This window comes from Mycolicibacterium sp. MU0050, assembly GCF_963378085.1.
GTDB lineage: Bacteria > Actinomycetota > Actinomycetes > Mycobacteriales > Mycobacteriaceae > Mycobacterium > Mycobacterium wendilense.
Genome location: NZ_OY726395.1, coordinates 4,023,076 through 4,044,965, shown reverse-complemented (window position 1 = coordinate 4,044,965; position 21,890 = coordinate 4,023,076). Strand labels below are relative to the sequence as shown.

General features: G+C 66.5%; 22 protein-coding genes. 11 read left to right on the top strand and 11 right to left on the bottom strand.

Annotation, left to right across the window (positions count from 1 at the left end; translation table 11 throughout):
* Nucleotides 1-9: 9 nt before the first annotated feature.
* Complete coding sequence (locus R2K23_RS19375) at nucleotides 10-975, bottom strand: IS481 family transposase (protein WP_316511840.1); 966 nt, start codon at nucleotides 973-975, stop codon at nucleotides 10-12.
* 104 nt (nucleotides 976-1,079) lie between these two features.
* A complete protein-coding gene (locus R2K23_RS19370; protein WP_316511839.1) occupies nucleotides 1,080-1,388 on the bottom strand; it encodes a DUF2563 family protein in 309 nt (102 codons plus the stop codon).
* Nucleotides 1,389-1,531: 143 nt separating this feature from the next.
* Here R2K23_RS19370 and R2K23_RS19365 point away from each other — a divergent pair, with 143 nt between their 5' ends.
* From R2K23_RS19365 to R2K23_RS19355, 3 genes are read left to right on the top strand one after another with little or no spacing between them, the layout of a single operon-like run.
* Nucleotides 1,532-3,100 carry a putative alpha/beta hydrolase gene (locus tag R2K23_RS19365; protein WP_316511838.1) on the top strand — a complete coding sequence of 523 codons (1,569 nt, stop codon included), beginning with the start codon at nucleotides 1,532-1,534 and terminating at the stop codon, nucleotides 3,098-3,100.
* Complete coding sequence (locus tag R2K23_RS19360; protein WP_316511837.1) at nucleotides 3,097-3,771, top strand: hypothetical protein; 675 nt, start codon at nucleotides 3,097-3,099, stop codon at nucleotides 3,769-3,771. Before R2K23_RS19365 ends, R2K23_RS19360 begins: the two co-directional genes overlap by 4 nt.
* A 21-nt stretch (nucleotides 3,772-3,792) precedes the next feature.
* Nucleotides 3,793-4,320: a mycothiol transferase gene (locus R2K23_RS19355; RefSeq protein WP_316511835.1), complete on the top strand. Its 528-nt coding sequence runs from the start codon at nucleotides 3,793-3,795 to the stop codon at nucleotides 4,318-4,320.
* On the opposite strand, the gene mbtM is transcribed toward R2K23_RS19355, so the two are convergent.
* Both mbtM and R2K23_RS19345 read right to left on the bottom strand, forming a co-directional pair.
* Nucleotides 4,317-5,903: a long-chain-fatty acid--ACP ligase MbtM gene (gene mbtM / locus R2K23_RS19350; protein ID WP_316511834.1), complete on the bottom strand. Its 1,587-nt coding sequence runs from the start codon at nucleotides 5,901-5,903 to the stop codon at nucleotides 4,317-4,319. The genes R2K23_RS19355 and mbtM overlap by 4 nt on opposite strands.
* A complete protein-coding gene (locus R2K23_RS19345) occupies nucleotides 5,900-6,163 on the bottom strand; it encodes an acyl carrier protein (protein WP_316511833.1) in 264 nt (87 codons plus the stop codon). The genes mbtM and R2K23_RS19345 overlap by 4 nt, the downstream gene beginning before the upstream one ends.
* A gap of 470 nt (nucleotides 6,164-6,633) precedes the next feature.
* Here R2K23_RS19345 and R2K23_RS19340 point away from each other — a divergent pair, with 470 nt between their 5' ends.
* Nucleotides 6,634-7,488: a hypothetical protein gene (locus R2K23_RS19340; RefSeq protein WP_316511832.1), complete on the top strand. Its 855-nt coding sequence runs from the start codon at nucleotides 6,634-6,636 to the stop codon at nucleotides 7,486-7,488.
* Nucleotides 7,489-7,596: 108 nt separating this feature from the next.
* On the opposite strand, the gene R2K23_RS19335 is transcribed toward R2K23_RS19340, so the two are convergent.
* From R2K23_RS19335 to R2K23_RS19320, 4 genes are all read right to left on the bottom strand, one after another.
* Nucleotides 7,597-7,959, bottom strand: a complete 363-nt coding sequence (locus tag R2K23_RS19335) for a hypothetical protein (RefSeq protein ID WP_316511830.1) — start codon at nucleotides 7,957-7,959, stop codon at nucleotides 7,597-7,599.
* A 4-nt stretch (nucleotides 7,960-7,963) separates the two neighbouring features.
* Complete coding sequence (locus R2K23_RS19330) at nucleotides 7,964-9,481, bottom strand: putative alpha/beta hydrolase (protein ID WP_316511829.1); 1,518 nt, start codon at nucleotides 9,479-9,481, stop codon at nucleotides 7,964-7,966.
* Nucleotides 9,460-9,777 carry a DUF2563 family protein gene (locus R2K23_RS19325; protein WP_316511827.1) on the bottom strand — a complete coding sequence of 106 codons (318 nt, stop codon included), beginning with the start codon at nucleotides 9,775-9,777 and terminating at the stop codon, nucleotides 9,460-9,462. Before R2K23_RS19325 ends, R2K23_RS19330 begins: the two co-directional genes overlap by 22 nt.
* Nucleotides 9,778-9,849: 72 nt before the next feature.
* Nucleotides 9,850-10,536: a TetR/AcrR family transcriptional regulator gene (locus R2K23_RS19320; RefSeq protein WP_396892381.1), complete on the bottom strand. Its 687-nt coding sequence runs from the start codon at nucleotides 10,534-10,536 to the stop codon at nucleotides 9,850-9,852.
* 180 nt (nucleotides 10,537-10,716) lie between these two features.
* On the opposite strand from R2K23_RS19320, the gene R2K23_RS19315 reads away from it, so the two are divergent.
* On the top strand, nucleotides 10,717-11,136 hold the full coding sequence (locus R2K23_RS19315) for an MmpS family transport accessory protein (RefSeq protein ID WP_396892379.1): 420 nt from the start codon (nucleotides 10,717-10,719) through the stop codon (nucleotides 11,134-11,136).
* The gene (locus R2K23_RS19310) at nucleotides 11,133-13,994 is read left to right on the top strand and encodes an MMPL/RND family transporter (RefSeq protein ID WP_316511824.1); all 2,862 of its coding nucleotides are present in this window, start codon (nucleotides 11,133-11,135) and stop codon (nucleotides 13,992-13,994) included. Before R2K23_RS19315 ends, R2K23_RS19310 begins: the two co-directional genes overlap by 4 nt.
* A gap of 1 nt (nucleotide 13,995) precedes the next feature.
* Here R2K23_RS19310 and R2K23_RS19305 read toward each other — a convergent pair whose 3' ends face one another.
* Entirely contained in the window at nucleotides 13,996-16,014 is a 2,019-nt protein-coding gene (locus tag R2K23_RS19305) for a prolyl oligopeptidase family serine peptidase (RefSeq protein WP_316511822.1), read from the bottom strand.
* A gap of 35 nt (nucleotides 16,015-16,049) precedes the next feature.
* On the opposite strand from R2K23_RS19305, the gene R2K23_RS19300 reads away from it, so the two are divergent.
* From R2K23_RS19300 to R2K23_RS19280, 5 genes are all read left to right on the top strand, one after another.
* Nucleotides 16,050-16,541, top strand: coding sequence for a DUF779 domain-containing protein (locus R2K23_RS19300; protein ID WP_316511820.1), 492 nt, complete (start codon nucleotides 16,050-16,052; stop codon nucleotides 16,539-16,541).
* A 64-nt stretch (nucleotides 16,542-16,605) separates the two neighbouring features.
* Nucleotides 16,606-16,884, top strand: a complete 279-nt coding sequence (locus tag R2K23_RS19295) for a putative holin (RefSeq protein WP_316511819.1) — start codon at nucleotides 16,606-16,608, stop codon at nucleotides 16,882-16,884.
* A complete protein-coding gene (locus tag R2K23_RS19290) occupies nucleotides 16,877-17,473 on the top strand; it encodes a hypothetical protein (protein ID WP_316511817.1) in 597 nt (198 codons plus the stop codon). Before R2K23_RS19295 ends, R2K23_RS19290 begins: the two co-directional genes overlap by 8 nt.
* Before the next feature lie 48 nt (nucleotides 17,474-17,521).
* A complete protein-coding gene (gene lpdA / locus R2K23_RS19285; RefSeq protein WP_316511815.1) occupies nucleotides 17,522-18,916 on the top strand; it encodes a dihydrolipoyl dehydrogenase in 1,395 nt (464 codons plus the stop codon).
* Nucleotide 18,917: 1 nt separating this feature from the next.
* The gene (locus R2K23_RS19280) at nucleotides 18,918-19,838 is read left to right on the top strand and encodes a hypothetical protein (RefSeq protein WP_316511813.1); all 921 of its coding nucleotides are present in this window, start codon (nucleotides 18,918-18,920) and stop codon (nucleotides 19,836-19,838) included.
* A 4-nt stretch (nucleotides 19,839-19,842) separates the two neighbouring features.
* Here the strand turns inward: R2K23_RS19280 and R2K23_RS19275 are convergent, their stop codons facing one another.
* Complete coding sequence (locus R2K23_RS19275; protein ID WP_316511811.1) at nucleotides 19,843-20,406, bottom strand: carboxymuconolactone decarboxylase family protein; 564 nt, start codon at nucleotides 20,404-20,406, stop codon at nucleotides 19,843-19,845.
* 20 nt (nucleotides 20,407-20,426) lie between these two features.
* Nucleotides 20,427-21,848 carry an acetate metabolism transcriptional regulator RamB gene (gene ramB, locus R2K23_RS19270; protein WP_316511810.1) on the bottom strand — a complete coding sequence of 474 codons (1,422 nt, stop codon included), beginning with the start codon at nucleotides 21,846-21,848 and terminating at the stop codon, nucleotides 20,427-20,429.
* Nucleotides 21,849-21,890: the final 42 nt, after the last annotated feature.

The following is a 21,890-nucleotide window of genomic DNA, read 5'->3' as shown; positions in this document are numbered from 1 at the left end:
TGTACTGAGTCATGAGGTTGGTGTCAGTCGGCTGATCGGTGGGAGGCCGCCGAGTGCACTGTGACGGCGTTCAGTGTTGTAGTACTTGAGCCAGGGGGCAAGGGCTGCGGCGCGGTGAGCGTTGGACGCGAAGACGCGCTTGTAGGCCCACTCGGTCTGCAGGGTGCGGTTGAGACGCTCTACCTTGCCGTTCTGCCAGGGGCAGTGCGGTTTGATGAACACCTGGCGCGCACCCAGCTCTGCGCAGACATCGCGCAGGCTGTAGCGGTAGGCCCAGGCGTTATCAGTCATGACCGCCTCGATGGTGGTGATTCCGTGGGCGCGGAAGTGCAGTGCCGCTCGCTGCAAGAACCCTGCGCAGGTGGCCCCTTTCTCGTCGGGCAGGATCTCGGAATAGGCCAGGCGGGAATGGTCATCGACCAGGGAGTGCACGTAATCGAAGCCGTTACCGCTCTTGCGGTCTCGGTTCGGGGCGTGTCCTCGACCGTGAGCCCGCCAGCCGCCGCCGTCGGGGATGCGGCCCAGTTTCTTGACGTCCATGTGCACCAGTTCGCCGGGGCGGGCTCGCTCGTAGCGAACGGCCGTGGCCTTCGAGGCGCGGATTACCTGACCGGTCATCGGGTCGCAGTCGCGCAAGTACGGCATCTGACGCCTGTTCAACACGCGCGACACCGTTCGCGCGCATACCCCCAGCTTGGCCGCGATTTCGTCGGGGCCGCAGCGGTGGCGCCGCCGCCAGGCCACGATCTGGTTCTCCACGCTGCGCGGAGTACGGGTCGGTGTGGTGTGCGGCCGCGAGGACCGGTCGATGAGGCCGGCTTCGCCCTCGGACTCGAACCGGCTGATCCAGGTGTGGACACACTTGCGCGAGACGCCCATCGCCGTGGCGATATGGGTCTTAGGCCAGCCGGCCTGATACCGGCGCACCATCAGCAGCCGGCCGTGAAACGTCGTACGGGCATTACGGTGGGACACGAGAACCTCCGGAGAGCAGTGGACCTAGACAAGCCACACCCCACCCGGAGGTTCTCCTCACTTCAAGCCAACACGCCTGCTACCAACGTCCTGTCCCGGTACATCTAGAGGGCGTCCTGGACGGCGCGGATATCGGCGACGTTGCGGCGTTCCATGTCTTCGAACTCCACGGCGACATGGCGCGCGTGGTCACCGATCTTGCCGAGCTGGTCGGTGTGGTTCTTGATCAGGCCCACGTTGTGTGAGTGGGCGCTGCGCACCCGTCGCCCGAATGCCTTGGCCTCCGAGAAACTGCCGAACATCCCGGACGACACCGCTGTCCGGGACAGGGAACCCGAACTCTGATCCGCGTGGTCGGCGGAGCTGTACGAGCCGGTGCCCCCAGCGCGCAAGCCTGTGATGTTGACGTACATGGATTCCATTATCGGGGTTAGCTGGACCGGAGCAATTCACTTCTTTGCGGGCGGGAGTGCCCAGCTCGAAATAGGTGACTTGTGGTCACCCGCCCAGACGGTAAATTTCCCGTCGTGCCGATGTGGGGATCTCGGGGGCGGGCATGAGCAAGCCCAATTTGCGCTGGCTGGACACCGCGACACTGGTCGCGGCCGCCGGTGGGGACCCGTGGGAAGCCGACCGTGAACTGCAGGACGGCGACCCGGGGGAGATCAGTGGTCTGGCCGATGCGTTCCGGGAGGCCGCGGGGCACCTCAAGGACGCCGACGAACAGTTCAACATCGCCAAACGGCAGTTCGAGGAGTCCTGGGACCGGGAAGACACCGTCGAGCATCCGATCAACGATCACGCGGAGGTGCAGAAGGTCAGCGCCGCTCTGGGCGGGCAGCCGGAGGCATTGGGAAAGATCGCGGTCGCCCTCCAGGAAATTGCCGCCGCGTTGGCGACGGCGCAGCGGGACAGCGCGGCGACCATCGAGGATCTCAACGCCGATCTGCACGACATCGATGAGGAGATCGGCGAGGCGATGAAAGGGATGTACATCGAGGCGTCGGAGCTCATCACCGAGGCACAGGCTGTGACCACGGCTGCACTGAACCAGGTCAACAACACCCGCGGCGCGTACATCGTGCAGCTACAGGACGGTGAGACGGCGTTGATGGAGACCGGGTATGTCCCCGCGGCCATCGACGATGCAGACGGGGCACCGGGGGATACGCCGCAGGAAGCCGCGGCGGAGTACGAGGGCTCCGGTCAGCGCGCCAAGGACGAGGAGACCGTGGCGAATGCCCGTCGGCTGCATCCGCACGGGCATCTGCAATGGACGCTGGACCAGATCGCCGCGGACCGCCGGCTCGACGACTACGCCACCGTGACCGACCCGGCCAACGGCGCCGCGCGCTACGGCGATGTCGCCGAACAGGAAGAGGCCGCGCGACTGGCCGGCAGCCGTCTCGCCGACTTCAACATGGTCCATTCCGTCGGCCCCGTGCCGAGGGACACGGTCCTGGGTGGGGACATGCGCGACCGGGCGCGCGGCCGCCTGCTGTTGCAGCGGCAGTTGCAGGACGCGCAATTGCCCTGGAGCAAGTTGCCGATGTCGGCCGATGACGCCACCCGCTTGATCAACGACATGGAGGCGCGGGACCGGTCGGCGGCGTTGACGAAGCTTTACGACCAGTTGGTGGACTGTGAGATATCGCCGGATGCGGCCCGGGCCATGGTCGATGGGATCTCCCGCGGGGTGATGCCGCAGGAGTATCTGGATGCGGCGACTGCGGCGGGCCACGTCTTCGGTGCGGGCCAACACGCGGTGAACGAGTTCGCCGACCGGCTTCCGCGCGGGCGCCATTGGGAACCTGGTGTTGCGTTCAGCGAGGCCGATGTTCGATCGCTGAGTGACCTCGGTAGGAAGATGGGACGCGTCAGTAGCGCTGTCACCCTCGGTGTGGGTCTCTACGATATTTTTGTCAACGATCGGTCGCCGGTCGAGGTAGCGGCGGAGGCTGGGGGCGCGATGGCCGGGGCATCGGCGTTGGCTCCGTACGGGGCCTCAATTGGAGCAGTGGCCGGCCCCCCGGGCGCATTCGCGGGTGCTGTCCTCTTCGGGACCGCGGGCGCGTTGGGCGGCCAATTCGCCGTGGAGAAGACGATCGAATGGATCAAGAAGTGAGTAGCCCTGATTCCGTTAGCCTACACGCCCGGGGCATCGTCGAACTGGCTGGCGAGCGGCCGCACACGCTGATTTTCTACGTGTTGACGATGGTGTGTGTGGCTACCACCCTGATCCCCGATGGCAGTCGAGGTGACTTATCCAGCCAGCGCAGAACCTATTGGAGCGGAACAGTTTTCGCGGCGGCGTGCGCATTCATCGCAGCACTTCCGAATGTGCGCACAGGATTGATCGTGGCGGGCCTTTGCGTGTTCTGTTTGGTGCTGCCCGCGTATTTCCGTACGCAATTGATAAAGATCGGCGGGCGGGTAATCGCGTTCGAAAGCGCCGAGTATCTGCCCGATACCGCCGACGGTAAGGACCCCTACACGCGGCGCGCCTCTGCCGCAAAAGTGTGGTGGCTCTCTATTTTCTGTGTCGGAATCGGAGCAATCAATCTGCTCGCGTATGTGATCGACCACGAGCCCGTGCTTTACGGTCTGCTGGGGTTGTTCCTCCTCACCGTGCCAGCGGTGGTCTCGGGCCTCAACGACGGCATGCATCGCCAGCGCATCGCCCGAGGCCAGTACCTGCAGTTCGGCATCGTCACGGTGATCTCGGCGGGCATCTTCACGGTCTGCTATCTGCTTGCCCGATCGGTGGGGCTGCGTATGCGTCGGCCGACGCAGTAGGCGGGGCGTAGCGTCGGTGTCATGACTGACACCCCTAACGCAGCGGTGCAGGAACTGTTGCGAGATGCGTTCACGCGGCTTGTCGAACACTCCGACGAGTTGACCGACGGCCTCACCGATGAGGTCTCGTTCTATCGCCCAACCGAAGACGCCAACAGCATTGCCTGGCTGATCTGGCACAGCGCCCGCGGGCAGGACCTCCAGATCGCCGACATCGCCGGCGTCGAGCAGGTCTGGACGGGCGAGGGTTGGGTGGACCGCTTCGGGCTGGACCTACCCCGTGGCGACATGGGTTACGGGCATTCCAGTGCCGACGTCGCAAAGGTGCGCGTGGGTGCGGAATTGCTGGCCGGGTACTACCGGGCCGTGCACGCGATGACGCTGGACTACGTCACCACCCTCACCGACGGCGAGTTGGCCCGTGTCGTCGACGACAACTGGGATCCACCGGTCACCGCGGCGGTGCGACTGGTCAGCGTCATCGACGACTGCGCGCAACATCTGGGCCAGGCCGCCTACCTGCGCGGTATCGCGCCCGGGGGTTCCTAGCCGCGGTCGGCCACCAGCGTCTTCTGCACCTCGAGGCGGCGCAGCTTGCCTGACGACGTTCGGGGCAGAGTCCCCGGTTCGACGAACAGCACCCTGGCGGGAACCACGCCGCACTCTGAGGCCACCTTGCGTACCAAGGTGATCCGCGTTTCCTCCTCGTCACCGCCCCGGAACTCCGCGGCGATCACCAGGCCGGGGCGGGCGCTCTGCTCGGCGGACCCCACCGCGACCACGGAGCCCTCACGCACGCCGGGCACCTGGCCGGCGATCCGTTCTATCTCACTGGGGAACACGTTGCGTCCCGCGATATGGATCAGTTCCTTCACGCGACCGCACACCACCAACCCGTCGTCGGTGAAGTAGCCGAGATCTCCGGTGCCGAACCATTTCTCGGCATCGCGCGGGGCGTCGCCGAGGTACCCGGCCATCATGGAATCGCCACGGATCTGGACTTCGCCGGCGTCGCGGCCCTCGGCCTCGGCCACCGGAAAGTCGACGGGTTCGATGCGAATTTCCATGCCGCTGATGGCATTACCGAGAACAGCATGGCGCCGCAGCAGCTCGCCCTCGTCGGTTTTGACGCGGACCTCGTCGAACTGCAGACCGTTGCCGGGCGGCGTCACCGAGACCGCGCACGTCGATTCGGCCATTCCGTAGGCCGGTGAGAGGGCTCCGGCGTCGAACCCGAACCGTTGGAACTCGGTGGCAAAGCGCGCCATTCCCGCGCAGTCCACCGGCTCGCCGCCGTTGAGGGCGAACCGGATGCTGCTGAGGTCGCAGTCCGGGAGCCGGCTGGCGTACTTGCCCAGCACGTTGTACGCAAAGTTCGGGGCGGCCGTCAGCGTGGCGCGACTGTCTGCGAGCCAGCCCAGCCACCGGAACGGCATCGCCGAGAACGCCGACGTGGGCGCCTGGTAGGCGGACAATCCCGAGAGCGCGGTGGTGAGCAGGAAGGTCAAACCCATGTCGTGATACAGCGGCAGCCAGGAGAGCCCGGTATCGCGGCCGCTTTCGATGCTCACCCGTTCGGTGATTCCGCAGAGGTTCGCGAGCACCGCATCGTGGGACAGTTGCGCGGTCTTGGGGGTGCCGGTGGAGCCCGCGGTTCCCTGCAGAATCGCCGGACGGTCGGTGCCGGCGGGAGTCAGCGTGGTCGAGCGTTGCGGATGCGCCAGCGGGATGACGTCGTGGACGCGATTCAGTTGGTCGCAGGCCTGCAGATCGGCCAGTCGGTCCCCATGGCTGAACACCGATGACACGCCGATGCTGTGGCAGCGGCTCAGGGTCGCCTGGGCCCACTGGCCGTGGTCTGCGCCGCGGATCGGTCCGGGTAGCAGCGCGACGCTGGCGCCGGCCAGCCAGCTTCCGAAGATTGCCGAGAGGAACTCGATGTTCGGTTCACCAATGAGCGCAACGGCTTCCGCCGGTCCGCGGTCGTGCACGGCCTCGGCGAAATTCTCCGCGCGCGCATACACCTCGCCCCAGGGATGCGCTGACCAGGTCTCATGGTCGTCGTTCAGAACGTGCAGATCACACGAGGACGTGGTGAGCGCCGTTGACAGGTGCTCGACGAGTCGGCTCATGCCAGACCCCCTGCGGTCTTGGCTTCGAGGATGTCGTCGAGTTCGCCGATGGTGCTGGCGCCCAACAGGTCCTGTTCACAGAGGACGATGCCCAGTTTGGCCTCGATGGCAACGGCCGCGACGGCGAGCCCCAGCCAGTCCAGGCAGACGTCGGTCACCAGGCGGGAGTCCCGGCTGATTCGGCATGAATCGATATGCAGGTCGTTGCAAAGGATTTCAGAAAGCGAATTGCTCACGCTCAGCTGTGCTGTTGACGACATGATTTCGGACCGTACAACGTTGCGGTGCGCAAGTCAGGTCTACCTTTGGCTGAAAGTGGCCACAGCTAATCCGATTCGCAGCCGAGGCGGAATTGAATTCATCGTGTGTGCCCGCTTTCGTTGTTCTGCACTGTTGCAGTCGAATTGGCGTTTTCCCCTTGGGTAAGTTTTTGCTAATCGGGTCGCCAGGTTGCCGTTGTCCGAGGGTGTCGGGTTGTGCACGTTGCGGCGCTGTTGCCAGCTCGACCATCCTGTGGATGTGCTGTGAGTGGAGGCAGGGTCCGATGGCGTTGGTGGGGCCGCATCGCAGCCGCGGCGGCCCGGGCCGAACAAGCTACACAAATTTCTCTCACGACCAATCCGCCGCGTGCTGCACATCCGGCCGTCGTTCTTCCGTGGCCTCTCGCCGGACTGCGGGCGCGCGGTGGGTAAGTTCGACTACGACGACAACGGCATGCAGGGAGGCAACCGTGCGGTTCATCCTGACCGCGTTGCTGTGGCTTCTGGCCACGGCGGCGCTGGCGGTGGCACTGCCGGGTGCCTGGGCCCAGAAAAACCTTGTCGACGTCGACGGCTATGCGGCGTTCACCGAGCAGGCCGCGGGCGACGAGGCCCTTCAGCGCGCGGTGGCTGGTGAGCTCACCACGCAGTTGGTCCGGCTCGGTTACACCGGTGACCAGGACCTGCTACGGGATGTGGCCTCGGTGTATACCGCCGGTGCGGATTTCCCGGGTCAGTTCGCGGAGGCCAACCGGTTTGCACACCGCTGGTTGTTCAGCGACACGATTGCCGCGGGGGAGGACCCACAGGGGAGGTGGGTTGTCGACCTGGCGCCGATGCTCCAAGACAGCTCCTTCAGTGCGACGCTCGAGCGGTTCGATATCTCGGTGCCCTCGACGCTGCCGGTGCCCTTGACGCAGAATGCTCCCGATTCGGTTCGGCCGGGTCAGCTGCGGGCCGTCGCGACGTGGGGTCCCTGGGTGAGTGTGGGCGCGACGATCCTGGCCGGTGTCCTGGCCCTGCTGACGCTGGCTTCGGCGCGGTCCCGGGGTAAAGCGCTTGCGGCACTCGGTGTCTCGGGGCTGCTGATCGGCGCGGCCGGCTGGGCGGGTCTCGAAGTGGGACAGCGCTACCTCGATGACGCCCTGGCGAACACCAGCAACGACGTTCGGCAGATCGCCGATGCGTTGATCCGGCACGCAGCCGACAGCATGCATCAATGGCTCAACATCGCGCTGGCGGCGGGTATCGGACTGGTCGCGCTCGGGGTGCTGGTGGCCGTCCTGGGCGGATTGCGGCAGCGCACCGTGCGTGAACCGGGGTGAGGGGTCTCGGCGGCCGAGCGCCCAACGACGTTGCCGACTATGCACTTTCATCCGCGCGACCGGCGTGTCGCAGATGAATCCGCAGGTTCGCGGCCAGTCATCATTCGGTTAGAGGCTGTCGTCGCTGTCGCGGCTCAGTGCGGGAGGGCGGTCCGGGGTTCTGAAAGCCGCGGACATGGCATAGATCCGGCCGTTGATCTTGATGTGATTGGTCGCCCTGAATGCTATGGCGACGATGACCATACCTCCACTGACAAGGACGAACAACCCTGTGCGCCAGTTCGGCAGCGCAGACACCGCGAACAACAGGACGGCGATCGTGGTACCACTCCAATACACGCGTCGTTCAATGGAATCCGGGGATAGTGTCGCGGATTTCCAGAGCGGAAACATGCTGAGGATGACACCGGCGGCCAGCGCGACCAGTCCGAGCCCGCTGAGTAGGTATGACAGTTTGTTTGAGGTATCCATCCCGTTACCAACTCCCTCCACCAGCAGCCGTAGGTTTCGGATCGAACGCGCCGCCGATACCCTCGCCCAGTTCTCCTCCGACCGCGCCCAGCACAATCAGGCCGCCGAGTCCCACAGCGGCGGTGCCAACAGGACCCAAGAATGAGCCCGCGACCAGCGCGGCACCGTATGATCCCGCCGCGCCGCCGGCAACGGTTCCGACACTGCGACCGAAATCTTCGTTACTGCCACCATTGCGCCAGTCTTGGTAAGCCACGCCGAGTTGAATGGCGTCGGTCACCTTAACAAGCTTGCCAGCATACTTTGCCAGCACTTTCGCATCGTCGGGTGACAGGCCGGTGGCAAGCGCGTGCTTACCCTGCGGAACGGCGTCGCCGTAGTGCTGAGCAACGGTTCCCGCGCGACCGGTGTTGTTGGCTAGGTCGGTGATGACTTGTTTGGCGCCATCTTCCGACATGCCAGCGCCGATGAGCGCAATATAAGCCTTCTTTGTCGCGATGACCCGGGCGGTTTGCTCACCGTTGTTGAGGGTCTCGGTCGCCTGGTCGGGCGTCAGGGCCCCGACATCGTGGTAAATGCCATCACCCAGATGAACGCGGCCGGATTCCAGTTGCCGTTGCATGTCCAGGCGTTTCTGGGCGCGGGTGCGGGCATCGCCGCCGAGCACGGGATCGACAGGCAGGCGCGCGTCGAAGTTGGCCATGCGGAAGTCGTCGAGGCGCTCGCCCGCCAGCCGTCGGGCGTCCGGGGTGGCGTTGGGGTCGTTGACGGTGGCGAAGTCGCGCAGCCGGGCCGTGGCGTCGGCCTTGTCCTGGGTCATCTCACCGGGCGCGTTCACCAGTGCTTCGTCCGCGGCGCGCTGATTGGCGTCGTAGTGCTCGGTCGCGGACTGTCCACGCTGTTCGTCGCCGGGAATGCCGTCGCCGTCGACATCGTCGATGGCCGCCGGGTCATAGCCGTGCTTGAGGCGCAGATCGGTCAGCGCCGCTTGCAATTTCGCCGCGTAGGTGTCGCGGAAGATCTGCATGGCGCCCAGCGACGCGATCGTCTTGTCGACCGCGCGGTCCTCCAGCCCGGAGGTATCCATGTCGGCGTCGAGCGCCGCACCGATCAATCCGTCGAGCTGCACCAGGTCTTTGTCCAGGTTGTCGATGGTGAAGCTGCCCATACGCTGCGTCTCGGCGAGGTCGGCGGCGATGTTCTGCAGGTCGATGCCGATGTTCGGGAGTTGCTCGACCTGCACCCACAGCTGCGTCTGGGCGCGGTGCACCTCGGCGGAATCGTTGATGGGATGCTCGCCGTTCTCGCGGTTCCACGACCGGAGGAAGCGTTCGGTGGCCGCGTCGAACTCGTTCTTGGTTTCCTCGGCGCACGCTCCGGCTTCGTAGAAGGCCCTCGCCAACTCCGAAATCTGGCCGGGGTCACCGGCTTCCAGGGTGGCGTAGATCTGCCACGGGTCGCCGCCGGCTTCGGCGATCAGCGCATCGATGTCGATGTGGGTCAGGCTTGGGTAAGTGAGCACAGGACGGCTTCGATCGCCTCGGTGTTGCGGCGTTCCATCTCGACGAAACACGTTGCGGTGACGTGAGTTTTGTCGCCGAGGACACCGAGTCGACGTTCCTGGTTGCGCAGCTTGCCGACGTGCTGGGTGTGGGCCCCGTCGACGGCGGTCTCGAACTGCTCGGCCGCGGAGAAATCGCCGAACATCCCGGCGCTCACGCGGCCGCGCGTCAACGCCTGGACGCCCTCGTCGGCGAACCCCGAGGCGGCGTAGGACTTGTTGGCCCCCGCGCGCATCTGCGCGATGTCGACGTGCACAGTCAGCTCCCCTCAGCAAACGTCGGCAACAGCCTAACGGCTGCCGCGGAGGTGTCTATTCACCACTTCGACCTAGGAGCCGGCCGGGGCCCACGTCCGCATGGCCGCGTCGAGCTCCTGGTTGTCCAACGCGTCGACGGGCAACGGCTCTTGGCCCCCTGCGCAGCGCATGCCGTCCAGCAGAATCGCTGCGAACCGGCGCCACAGGCCGCTGTCGACGTGCCCGGCGAACTGGCTCACCGTGCCGCCGATCAGGCTGAGGAAGGGCATATCGGTCGCGGAGATCTCCGGACGGAGGTATCCGTCGGCCTGCGCCCGCTCGACCAGCCTCGCGACCACCGGGCGAAGCCGGTCCTGCGCTGCGGTCACCTGCGCTCCGCCGTAGGCCTTGCTGAACGAGATCTCTCGAAGACCGCGGTCGGTGGCCGTGAGCTCACACATCTGCTCGGCGAACCACGCGAATCCCTGCCAGGAATCGTCATACTTCAGTGCCGCCTCTGCCAGGGCGGTGAGTTGGTCCAGCGCGTCGACGAAGATCGCCTCGAGCAGTTCGTCCTTGGTGCTGAACCGTCGGTATACCGTGCCGACGCCCACCCCGGCGTGCCGGGCGACATCGTTCAGGTTGGGCTCCAAGCCCTTCGCCGCGAACAGATCGCGAGCCGCTTCGAGGATTCGAGCGCGGTTGCGCTCGGCGTCCTTCCGCAACGGGCGGCCCGTCGTCACTCGCCTGCTCACGGCACCGAGTGTAATGCGACCCACACAAAAGCGGATTGACCTGATCCGCTTATTTCGTTAGCTTTTCTGCTTAGCCCTGCGAACCTGTCCCCGACCCTGCGGTCGGGACGATTCCGGGAGGCCAACAACGTTGCGTGTCGCCGACCGATAGCGCGCCCTGCCCGTGCCGGTCGCGGATGCCGACCCGGAAGGACGCCATCGCCGATGAAGATGATCACGCGATTCTGGCTCCCCACCATGATCGTTCTCGCCCTGACCGTAGGGGTTCTTACGGTTTCGCAGCTACGGACCGTCTTCGGCTCCGAACCCGTCCTGGTGACGCCCGTGGGCGCGGACACCGCTGAGAAGTTCATCCCGAAGGTCGTCACGTACGAGGTCCTCGGATCGGGCACCGCCGTCGTCAACTACCTCGACCTGGACGGCAAGCCGGTGCGGGCGGGAACGGTCAGCCTGCCGTGGACCCTCACCTTGGAGACGACGGCACCGTCGGTCGCCCCGAACATCATTGCCCAAACCGACGGTCAGGCCATCACCTGCCGGATCACCGTCGACGACGAGATCAAGGACGAGAACACGGCCAGCGGTGTGAACGCGCAAACCTTCTGCTTGGTGAAGTCCGCATGAGCACCGTGGTCACACCGAAACGCCCCTGGCTGCCGCGCCTGATCCGGATGTTCGCGCTGCCCATCATCGTGGGCTGGGTGGTCATCGTGGGCCTGCTCAACACCACGGTGCCCCAGCTGGAAGTGGTGGGTAAGCAACGCGCGGTCTCGATGAGTCCGCAGGACGCCCCGTCGATGATCGCGATGAAGCGCGTCGGAACCACGTTCCAGGAGTACGACACCAGCAGCTCGGTGATGGTGGTGCTCGAGGGCGAAGACAAGCTGGGCGTCGAGGCGCTCGAGTTCTACCAGCAGATGGTGCGGGACCTGCGTGCCGACACCGAACACGTGCAGTACGTACAGGACCTCTGGTCGGACTCGTTCACCGCGGCCGGCGCGCAGAGCGTCGACGGCAAGGCCTCGTACACCCAGGTTTACATCGAAGGCGACCAGGGCGAGGCGCTGGCCAACAAGTCCGTGCAAGCCGTCCGCGAGATCGTCAAGAAGCACCCGACGCCACCGGGCGTCGAGGTGTACGTCACCGGCGCGGCGGCCACGACGACGGATCAGAACGCCGTGGGCGACAAGAGCATGCGCACCATCGAGATGCTCACCTTCGGGGTCATCATCATCATGCTGCTGGTGATCTACCGGTCGGTGGTCACCACCCTGGTCTTGCTCAGCATGCTGGCGATGGGACTGCTGGGCGCTCGCGGTCTGATCGCGTTCCTGGGTTACCACAACGTCTTCGGCCTCACCACCTTCGCCACCAACCTGGTGGTCACCCTGACCATCGCCACAGCGGTCGACTACGGCATCTTCCTGATGGGGCGATATCACGAGGCACGCCGATCCGGTGAGGACCGAGAATCGGCCTACTACACCATGTTCCACGGGACCGCGCACGTGGTCGCGGCCTCCGGCCTGACCATCGCGGGTGCCACCTTCTGCCTGAAGTTCACTCGGCTGCCCTACTTCGAGAGCATGGGCTTCCCGATGTCCGTGGCGATGGTATTCGGCATCACCGTCGCGCTGACGTTCAGTCCCGCGATGATCTCACTGGTCAGTCGCTTCGGTAACCTGTTGGAGCCCAAGGGTAGGTCGACAACGCGGGCGTGGCGCCGCGTCGGAACCTCGACCGTCCGCTGGCCCGGCGCGTTCCTGGTGGTCGCCTTGGCGGGATGCATGGTGGGCCTGCTCGCGCTGCCCGGCTATCACACGACCTACAACGACCGGCTCTACCTGCCCGACGACATCTCGGCGAACATCGGCTATGCCGCCGCCACCCGGCACTTCTCCGAGGCCCGGATGAACCCGGATGTGTTGATGGTCGAGACCGACCGCGATCTGCGGAATCCCGCCGGCTTCTTGATGATCGACAAGATCGCCAAGGCCCTTGCGGCGGTCGAGGGGGTGGCCCAGGTGCAGGCCATCACCAGGCCCGACGGCAAGCCGATCGAACACACGACGATTCCGTACATGATCGGTCAGCAGGGCGTCGGCCAGCTCATGGCCAACGACTACCAGCAGGGCGTCATCGACAACATCTTGGCCCAGGCCGACGAGATGCAGCACACCATCGATTCGATGGAGCGGATGAACGCGATCACCCGTGATCTGTCCGTGGTCGCGCGGAGCCTGGCCGACAAGATGGGCGACACCTCCCTGACCCTGCAGGAGGTGCGCGACAACCTGGCCAACTTCGACGACTTCTTCCGGCCGATCCGCAACTACTTCTACTGGGAACCGCACTGTATGAACATCCCGGTCTGCTGGTCCATGCGGTCGATCTTCGAAAGCCTCGACGGCATGTCGACCATGTCCGACGACTTCCAGGACATGGTTCCGGACATGAACCGGATGGCCGACCTGACGTTCGAGATGACGGCGGTGATGCCGGGCATGATCCAGTCGATGAAGAACCAGCGCCAGATGATGTTGAACCAGTACCAGGTTCAGCGGGCGCAGCAGGACCAGACCGTCGAGCAGCAGGAAGACAGCGCCGCGATGGGCGAGGCGTTCGACGAGGCGCTGAACGACGACTCGTTCTACGTGCCGCCGGAGGCGTTCGACAACGCGGACTTCAAGCGCGGCATGGAGTTGATGATGTCGCCCGACGGACACGCGGTGCGGTTCACCATCATTCACCAGGGTGACCCGCTGACCGAGGAGGGCATTTCCCGCATCGAGCCGCTGAAGAAGGCCGCGGCGGCGGCGATCAAGGGAACACCGCTGGAGGGTTCCCTGGTCTACGTCGGCGGGGCCGCGGCAATGTTCGACGACATGCAGGAGGGCGCCGATTACGACCTGCTGATCGCGGTGACCGCAGCGCTGCTGTTGATCCTCATCATCATGATGATCATCACCCGGGCACTGGTTGCGTCCCTTGTCATCGTCGGCACCGTGGCGCTGAGCCTGGGAACCGCGTTCGGGATGTCGGTGGTGCTGTGGCAGCACGTCATCGGAATTCCCTTGCACTGGATGGTGCTACCGATGTCGGTGATCGTCCTGGTGGCCGTCGGCGCGGACTACAACCTGTTGCTGGTGTCGCGGATGAAGGAGGAGGTCCACGCCGGGTTGCGGACCGGCACCATTCGCGCGATGGCCGGCAGCGGGCCGGTGGTCACGGCCGCGGGGCTGGTATTCGCCTTCACCATGGCGACGATGGCTGTCAGCGACCTGATCGTGATCGGACAGGTGGGCACCACGATCGCCATCGGCCTGATCTTCGACACCTTCGTGATCCGCGGGCTGATGACGCCGTCGGTGGCCACCCTGCTGGGCCGCTGGTTCTGGTGGCCGCTGATGGTGCGGCCGCGGCCCAAGCCGTCACCGTGGCCCAAGCCGATCCAGCGCGCCCCGGAGGACGCCCTGGGCTGAGCTACTGCGCCGAGCCCAGCATCCGGTGCAGGAAGTTGTAGCTCAGCGCCGCCTTGAACGCCGTCTGCGCGTTGTCGGCCGCACCGGCGTGACCGCCCTCGATGTTCTCGTAGTAGCGCACCCGGTGCCCGGCGGCCTCCAGCGCGGCCGTCATCTTGCGGGCGTGACCGGGGTGCACCCGGTCGTCGCGGGTGGAGGTGGTCATCAGCAGCGCGGGATACTCGGCGTCGGCCGAAATGTTCTGGTACGGCGAGTATTCCGCCATGAATGCCCAGTCCTGCGGGTCGTCGGGGTTGCCGTACTCGGCGACCCAGGACGCCCCGGCCAACAGCAGGTGGAACCGCTTCATGTCGAGCAGCGGCACCTGGCAGACCAACGCGCCGAACAACTCCGGATAGCGGGTCAGCATGACACCCATCAGCAGCCCACCGTTGCTGCCGCCCTGCGCGCCGAGTTGCTCGACGTCGGTGATGCCCTTGGCCACCAGATCCTTTGCCACGGCGGCGAAGTCCTCGTACACCTTGTGCCGGTTCTCGCGCATGGCCTGGGTGTGCCAGGTGGGGCCGTACTCGCCACCGCCGCGGATATTGGCCAGCACGTAGGTGCCGCCGCGGGCCAGCCAAAGGCGGCCCAGCACGCCGTCGTACCCGGGGGTGCGGGCCACCTCGAAGCCGCCGTAGCCACCCAGCAGTGTCGGGCGCGGCCCGTCGGCGTTCGACGGCCCGACCACGAAGTACGGCACGGCCGTGCCGTCGGCCGAGGTGGCGAAGTGCTGCACCACGCCCACCTCCTCGGCGTCGAAGAAGGCGGGCGCGGACTTGACCGCCTCCAGCGGACCGCCCACCGCGCCGTGCAGCAGCCGGGACGGGGCGGTGAAGCCGCTGGAATCCAGGAACACCTCGTCGGAGTGCTCGTCGGCGGCCACGATCACGGTGTTGGTGTTGTCCGGGATGCCGGGCACCGCGGTGCGCTCCCAGGTACCCGGCGTGACGACCTCCACCCGGCTGGCCACGTCGGCCAGGGTGACCATCACCAGGTGGTCGCGGGTCCAGGCGTAATGGTGCAGCGCGGTGTGCGCGTCGGGGACGAACACCGTGGCCAACGTGGCCGTCCCGGCGAGGAATTCGTCATAGTCGGCGGCCAGCAGGGCCCCGGCCGGGTGTTCGTCGGTGCCGACGAACCAGGGCGAGCGCAACTCGATCAGCAGCCAGCCGCGATGCACTGACACCGAAGCGTCGGTGGGGGCATCGATGCGGATCAGCTCGTCGCCGCGCAGCTCGTAGACCTCGTCGTTGAAGAAGTCGACGGCCCGCCGGATGAACGTGCGCTCGTAGCCGGGGGTGCGGTCCACCGTGGCGGCAGCGATGACGTCCTGCGACGACGCGGTGAAGACCGTCTGCGCCTCGGCCAGCGGCTGCCCGCGACGCCACCGCTTGACCAACCGCGGGTAGCCGGAGTCCGTCAACGAGTCGGGTCCGAAGTCGGTGCCGATCAACACGGTGTCAGCGTCGGCCCAGGTGATCTGCGTCTTGGCCTCCGCGACCTCGAAGCCGTCGGGGACGAATTGCTTTGTCGCCATGTCGAACTCGCGGACCACGGCGGCGTCGGAGCCGCCCCGCGACAGGCTGACCAACGCCCGGCTGTGATCGGGTTCGATGACGTCGGCCCCGGCCCAGACCCAGTTGGCGTCGTCGGCGGTGGCCAGCTGGTCGACGTCGATGAGGATCTCCCAGTCGGGACTGTCGGTGCGGTACTGCTCGAGCGTGGTGCGGCGCCACAACCCGCGCGGGTTGGCCGCGTCGCGCCAGAAGTTGTAGAGGAATTCGCCGCGCCGGCGCACGTAGGGGATGCGGGTGTCGGTGTCGAGGACCTCCAGGGCCTCGGTGCGCATCTGTTCGAACTGCTCGTCGCACAATTCCGCCTGGGTGGGTTCGTTGTGGGCGCGCACCCAGTCCAGCGCGGCCTCGCCGGAGACATCTTCGAGCCAGAGGTACGGGTCGTTCGCCGTTGCGTCAGCCATGTCGCCATTGTCCCGGCGCGATTAGGGTGGGGTGCATGGCGGTACCCCCGCGTGTGCTGATCACCAGCAGCGCCGCCGACCACCTCGGCGTCCTGCAGCAGCGGCACGGGCCGGTGATGTTCCATCAGTCCGGCGGCTGCTGCGACGGTTCCTCGCCGATGTGTTACCCGGACGGCGACTTCATTGTCGGCGAGCGCGACGTGCTGCTCGGCATGCTCGACGTGACCGACGAGCGGCAACCGGACGGCGTGCCGGTGTGGATCTCCGGTCCGCAGTTCGACGCCTGGCAACACACCCAGCTGGTCATCGACCTGGTGGCCGGGCGCGGTGGCGGCTTCAGCCTGGAGGCGCCCGACGGGGTCCGGTTCCTGTCGCGCGGGCGGGCCTTCTCCGAAGCCGAGACCGCCGCGTTGGCGCAGGTCCCGGCGATCACCGGAGTCGAGCGCGAGCGGGGAGTGCCGCCGCCGGGCCCGCGCGGGGCGGTGGTGGCTCAAGCCGCAGATGTCTGTCCGGTACCGAATCGATAACTGTGTGGACCCCGTCCGCGGCGGATGCGCGGCCGCGCACGCGCGGCGTCGTACTGTCGGGACCGTGATTCCCCTTCCGCGGGCGTGGCAACTGACCGGCGCGATGCTGATCGGCGCGGCGGTGGGCGTTGTCCTGGGCGTGGTGGCAATGCTGCAGGTCGAGGCGGCACTGCGGCCCGACGCCGTCATCGCGCTGGTACTCGGGGTGCCCACCGTGCTGGGCCTGCTGTTCGTCCTGACCGCGAGCCGCCCGTGGATCACCGCCCTGGGGGCCAGCATCCTGGCGGTCGCCCCGGGCTGGTTCGCGGTGCTGGTCCTGATCCAGGTGGTCCACGGTGGCTGAGTCGAAATCTCCGTGGTTCACCCCGCCGCAGCGCCTCGACACCGGCGCGATGCCGCTCACCCAACCGCACCCCGCTCCGATCTTCGACACCGGGCCGCATCCGCAGCCCCTGAGCCTGTGGGGCGGCCCCGAGGAGGTGGCCGAGGCGGAGGCGGCACTGGATCAGGCCGAGCGCGACATCCCCGACGACCTCGACTACCTCAGCGGCCTGGAGAAGGGCGACGATCCCGTCGTCACCCGGTCGGAGCCGGTCCCGGTGCCGGCGCAGCCCACCGTCGTCCCGAGCCAGTTGGTCCGGGTCAAGTGGTGGAAGTTCGTCCTGACCACGCTGGGCATCTGGACCCCGGCGGCCGCCGCCGGCGCCGGGCTGTACTACTGGTGGTTCAAGGCGATGGACAAGACCGGGCCGGAATTCGCCGTGTTGCTGGTGGTGCTGGTCTGCACCGTCGCGGCGCTGTTGCTGGCGATGGTCGAGCGCCGTCCGCTGGTGGCGGTCGCCTCGATCGCGGTGATGACCGCGCCGTTCGCCGCCGGCCTGGCCGCCGCGGCGCTGTACGGCATGTACGTCTTCGGCTGGATCACGCCCTGAGCACCAACCCTGGACGAGGGCGGCTCACCGCCTACTAGGCTGAGGGGCGTGACTCACTTTGACGTCGTCGTGCTCGGAGCTGGCCCAGGTGGTTACGTCGCCGCCATCCGCGCAGCTCAACTGGGACTCAAGACCGCCATAGTCGAACCGAAGTACTGGGGCGGGGTGTGCCTGAATGTGGGTTGCATCCCCTCCAAGGCGCTGCTGCGCAACGCCGAACTCGCGCACCTGTTCACCAAGCAGGCCAAGACCTTCGGTATCAGCGGCGAGGCGAGCTTCGACTACGGGGCAGCCTTCGACCGCAGCCGCAAGGTGGCCGACGGGCGGGTCGCCGGCGTGCACTTCTTGATGAAGAAGAACAAGATCACCGAGATTCATGGCTACGGGAAATTCACCGGCGCCAACACGCTGGAGGTCGCGCTGAACGAGGGCGGCACCGAGACAGTCGAATTCGACAACGCGATCATCGCCACCGGCAGCAGCACCCGGCTGGTTCCGGGCACGTCGCTGTCGGAGAACGTGGTCACCTACGAGGACCAGATCCTCTCCCGCGAGCTGCCGTCCTCGCTGATCATCGCCGGCGCGGGCGCGATCGGCATGGAGTTCGCCTACATCCTGAAGAACTACGGCGTCGACGTCACGATCGTCGAGTTCCTGCCGCGGGCCCTGCCGAACGAGGACGCCGAGGTCTCCAAGGAGATCGAGAAGCAGTACAAGAAACTCGGCGTGAAGATCCTCACCGGAACCAAGGTCGAGTCGATCACCGACAACGGCTCCGACGTGACCGTCCGGGTGAGCAAGGACGGCAACAGCGAGGAACTCAAGGCCGACAAGGTGTTGCAGGCCATCGGTTTCTCGCCGAACGTCGAGGGCTACGGCCTGGAGGCGGCCGGCGTGGCGCTGACCGATCGCCAGGCCATCGGCATCGACGACTACATGCGCACCAACGTGGGACACATCTACGCGATCGGTGACGTCACCGGGAAGCTGCAGCTGGCCCATGTCGCCGAGGCCCAGGCCGTGGTCGCCGCCGAGACCATCGCCGGCGCGGAGACCCTGACGCTCGGCGACTACCGGATGATGCCGCGCGCGACGTTCTGTCAGCCACAGGTGGCCAGCTTCGGCCTCACCGAGGAGCAGGCCAAGGAGGAGGGCTACGACGTCAAGGTGGCGAAGTTCCCCTTCACCGCCAACGGCAAGGCGCACGGACTCGGTGATCCCACCGGCTTCGTCAAACTGATCGCCGACGCCAAGTACGGCGAACTGATCGGCGGGCACCTCATCGGTCCGGACGTCTCGGAGTTGCTGCCCGAGCTGACCCTGGCCCAGAAGTGGGATCTGACGGTCAACGAACTGTCCCGCAACGTACACACCCACCCGACCCTGACCGAGGCCCTGCAGGAATGCTTCCATGGCCTGTCCGGGCACATGATCAACTTCTGACATGCGATCGGCGGCGGTATTCGCGGCGGCGGCCCTGGTGGCGCCGCTGGCGTTGTGGGCGGCGGGTACGGCGGCGGCCGACTCCGAGGCCCCCGACCTGAGCAAGTTCGAGGCGGCGCCGATCGAGCGTTACCTGGACACCTCGGCCAACGGCGGCGAGGTGTATTTCCAGACCCCCGACGGCTTGTTGTGCGCGATGCGCCCGGGACAGGGCCGTGCCGGCTGTGACGGACCGCTACCCGGGGTGGCCACCGCGGCCAACGAGATCGTGCTGTCCGGCGATCAGTACAGCCGCGGGCTGCGGGCCACCGCCTCTCCGCAGTTCGTCAAGCCGACCGGCGGCGCCGCGCGGGTGCTGGAGGTCGGCCACAAGATCACCTTCGCCGACTTCGAATGCGCCGTCGACGAGGGACCGAAGACGTTGTGCACCAAGGGAGATCCGGTCTCGGCGTGGATGACGATCTCGGCGGACGGCACCGCGGTCGGTCCGCGTACCGCCGGACTGCCGGACGACGTTGTCGACCCCAACGACTTCGTCGGCAGCGACGACAGCTACCTGGTGGGCATCGGTCCGAAGAACATGTTCCCGGTGTTCACCGTGGCGGGCGGCCTCACCTGCAAGATCGGCATGTTCAGCGGCGGTGAGATCGCTTGCAACGGAGAGCTTCCCGGCCTCGGCAACGGTGACGACGAGGTGTTCGTCCGTGCCCCGGGCCCGGTGGGCACCCGCAAGGCCGGCAACCCGCCGTTCAGCACCCCGATGTACCCGGGACCCGTCCGCGAACTGCCGGCGGGGCATCGCATCGACGCAAACGGCGGCACCTGCATGGCGCTCGACGACGGCGGGGTGGCCTGCATCGCCACGGTGGGTGGGCCGCCGCAGGGCTTCGTGGTCACCGATGACGAGGTACGCACGTTCTAGCCCGTCAGTCCGGGAAGTCCATGGGCAGCTGCAGGGTGTTCATCGTGGCCGCCAACGTGTCGTATTGGCCTGCCAGCAGGCAGAATTCGATCAGCTGCTTGGTGTTCAAATGGGTGGCCAGCGTGGCCCAGGTGGCCGGTGTGACACCGCGGTCGAGCACGAATTCGTCGGTGGCGCGCAGCAACGCGCGTTGACGGTCGTCGAGGCCGTCGGCGTCGGGGCCGGCGAAGATCTTCTGCTGCAACGCGTCGTCGATGCCGCGGCTGCGCGCCAGTCGCCGGTGCTGCTGGAGTTCGTACTCGCAGTCCCGCAGCGAGCCGACGCGCAGGATCACGGTCTCGGCGTCGCGGCGCGACAGCCGGCCCCAGTACAGCAGGACCCCGGAGAACGGCAGCCAGGACCAGAACAGCGCGCTGTGCCGCGACAACGCGTTGAACAGGTGGAACTGGGGCGCCCGGATGCCGCGCGCGCCCAGCCGACAGATCAGCCAGTTGATCGGGCCGACGTCGCGCAGCGTGCTGCTGACCGGTACCCGGGCGGGCTGCAGGGGGGCGGGTTCGTGGGGCATGACGGGAGCCTTTCGGGGTTTCAATGCTTCACCAGGTACGGGGACACTGTGCTGCGGTGCTCGTCGAGGTCCAGGGCGCGCCCGAGCGCGGGGAAGGCCCGTTGCGGACAGTTGTCGCGCTCACAGACCCGGCAGCCGGCCCCGATCGGGGTGGCGACCTTGCCGGACAGCTCCAGGCCCTCGGAGTAGATCAGGCGATGGGCGTGCCGCAGTTCGCAACCCAGCCCGATCGCAAAGGTCTTGCCCGGCTGGCCGTATCGGGCGGCGCGGCGCTCGACGGTGCGCGCCACCCACATGTAGTTGCGGCCGTCGGGCATCTCGGCAATCTGGACCAGGATCTTGCCCGGGTAGGCGAACGTCTCGTAGACGTTCCAGAGCGGGCAGGTTCCGCCCGTGGACGAGAAATGAAAGCCGGTGGCGGACTGGCGTTTACTCATGTTGCCCGCGCGGTCGACACGCACGAAGGAGAACGGCACCCCGCGCTTCGACGGACGCTGCAGCGTCGAGAGTCGGTGGCAGATGGTCTCGTAACTGACCGAGTAGTACGCCGAGAGCCGCTCGATGTCGTAGCGGTACTCCTCGGCGACCTCGTGGAACTGTGCATACGGCAACACGACGGCGGCGGCGAAGTAGTTGGCCAGCCCCAGGCGGGCCAGGGTGCGCGACTCGTCGCTGGTGAACTTGCCTTCGGTCACGTGCTGCTCGATCAGGTCGCCGCATTCCAGATAGGCCAGCTCGGTCGCCAGCCGGAACACCTGCTGGCCGGCCGACAGGTGTGCGCTCATCTGAAGGGTTTTGGTCTCCGGGTTGTAGCGGTGCAACACCGTGTCGCCGAGATCGGCGCGCCGAACGATCCGCACCCCGTGCAGTTGGGACAGCCGCGCAGCGATGTCCCCGCCGAGGTCGCCGCGGTGCATGCGGATCCGCACCGTCAGATCCTCGGCGGCGGTGTCCAATTCGTCGAGGTAGTTCTGGCGTTGATAGAAGAAGTCACGCACTTCCTCGTGCGGCATGGTGATGGACGCCGTCCCGCTGCCCTCACCGGCCAGGCTGAACCGGCCTTCGGTGGCGCCGGCGAGTTGGGCGCTGGTGCGGCGGTACCGCTGGTGCAGGTTGACCATCGCCTTGGCGAGTTTCGGGTGGGCGCCGACCATTTCGGCCACCTCGGCCAGCTCGACATCGAGGTCGAGGTCGCGGTCCAGGGTGACCTCGCGCAGCTCGGCGATCAGCCGGGTGTCGTCCTGAGAGGCGAAGAACGTCGCGTCGACGCCGAAGACCTCGGTGATGCGCAGCAGCACCGAGACGGTCAGGGGGCGCACGTCGTGCTCGATCTGATTGAGATAGCTCGGCGAGATCTTCAGCAGCTGTGCCAGCGCGGCCTGGCTGAATCCGCGCTCGGTTCGCAGCTGGCGCAGCCGCGGGCCGACGAACGTCTTGGACACGCCGACCAGGCTACTCGCGTTGCTAACCCGGTCTTCGCAGGC

Excerpts from the sequence above, each read along its gene's own strand:
- R2K23_RS19335 (WP_316511830.1), bottom strand. The coding sequence starts at position 7,959 with ATGGATACCTCAAACAAACTGTCATACCTACTCAGCGGGCTCGGACTG.
- R2K23_RS19370 (WP_316511839.1), bottom strand. The coding sequence starts at position 1,388 with ATGTACGTCAACATCACAGGCTTGCGCGCTGGGGGCACCGGCTCGTAC.
- R2K23_RS19345 (WP_316511833.1), bottom strand. The coding sequence starts at position 6,163 with ATGTCGTCAACAGCACAGCTGAGCGTGAGCAATTCGCTTTCTGAAATC.
- R2K23_RS19310 (WP_316511824.1), top strand. The coding sequence starts at position 11,133 with ATGAGCACCGTGGTCACACCGAAACGCCCCTGGCTGCCGCGCCTGATC.
- R2K23_RS19300 (WP_316511820.1), top strand. The coding sequence starts at position 16,050 with ATGGCGGTACCCCCGCGTGTGCTGATCACCAGCAGCGCCGCCGACCAC.
- R2K23_RS19365 (WP_316511838.1), top strand. The coding sequence starts at position 1,532 with ATGAGCAAGCCCAATTTGCGCTGGCTGGACACCGCGACACTGGTCGCG.
- R2K23_RS19355 (WP_316511835.1), top strand. The coding sequence starts at position 3,793 with ATGACTGACACCCCTAACGCAGCGGTGCAGGAACTGTTGCGAGATGCG.
- R2K23_RS19280 (WP_316511813.1), top strand. The coding sequence starts at position 18,918 with ATGCGATCGGCGGCGGTATTCGCGGCGGCGGCCCTGGTGGCGCCGCTG.
- R2K23_RS19275 (WP_316511811.1), bottom strand. The coding sequence starts at position 20,406 with ATGCCCCACGAACCCGCCCCCCTGCAGCCCGCCCGGGTACCGGTCAGC.
- R2K23_RS19305 (WP_316511822.1), bottom strand. The coding sequence starts at position 16,014 with ATGGCTGACGCAACGGCGAACGACCCGTACCTCTGGCTCGAAGATGTC.
- mbtM (WP_316511834.1), bottom strand. The coding sequence starts at position 5,903 with ATGAGCCGACTCGTCGAGCACCTGTCAACGGCGCTCACCACGTCCTCG.
- R2K23_RS19315 (WP_396892379.1), top strand. The coding sequence starts at position 10,717 with ATGAAGATGATCACGCGATTCTGGCTCCCCACCATGATCGTTCTCGCC.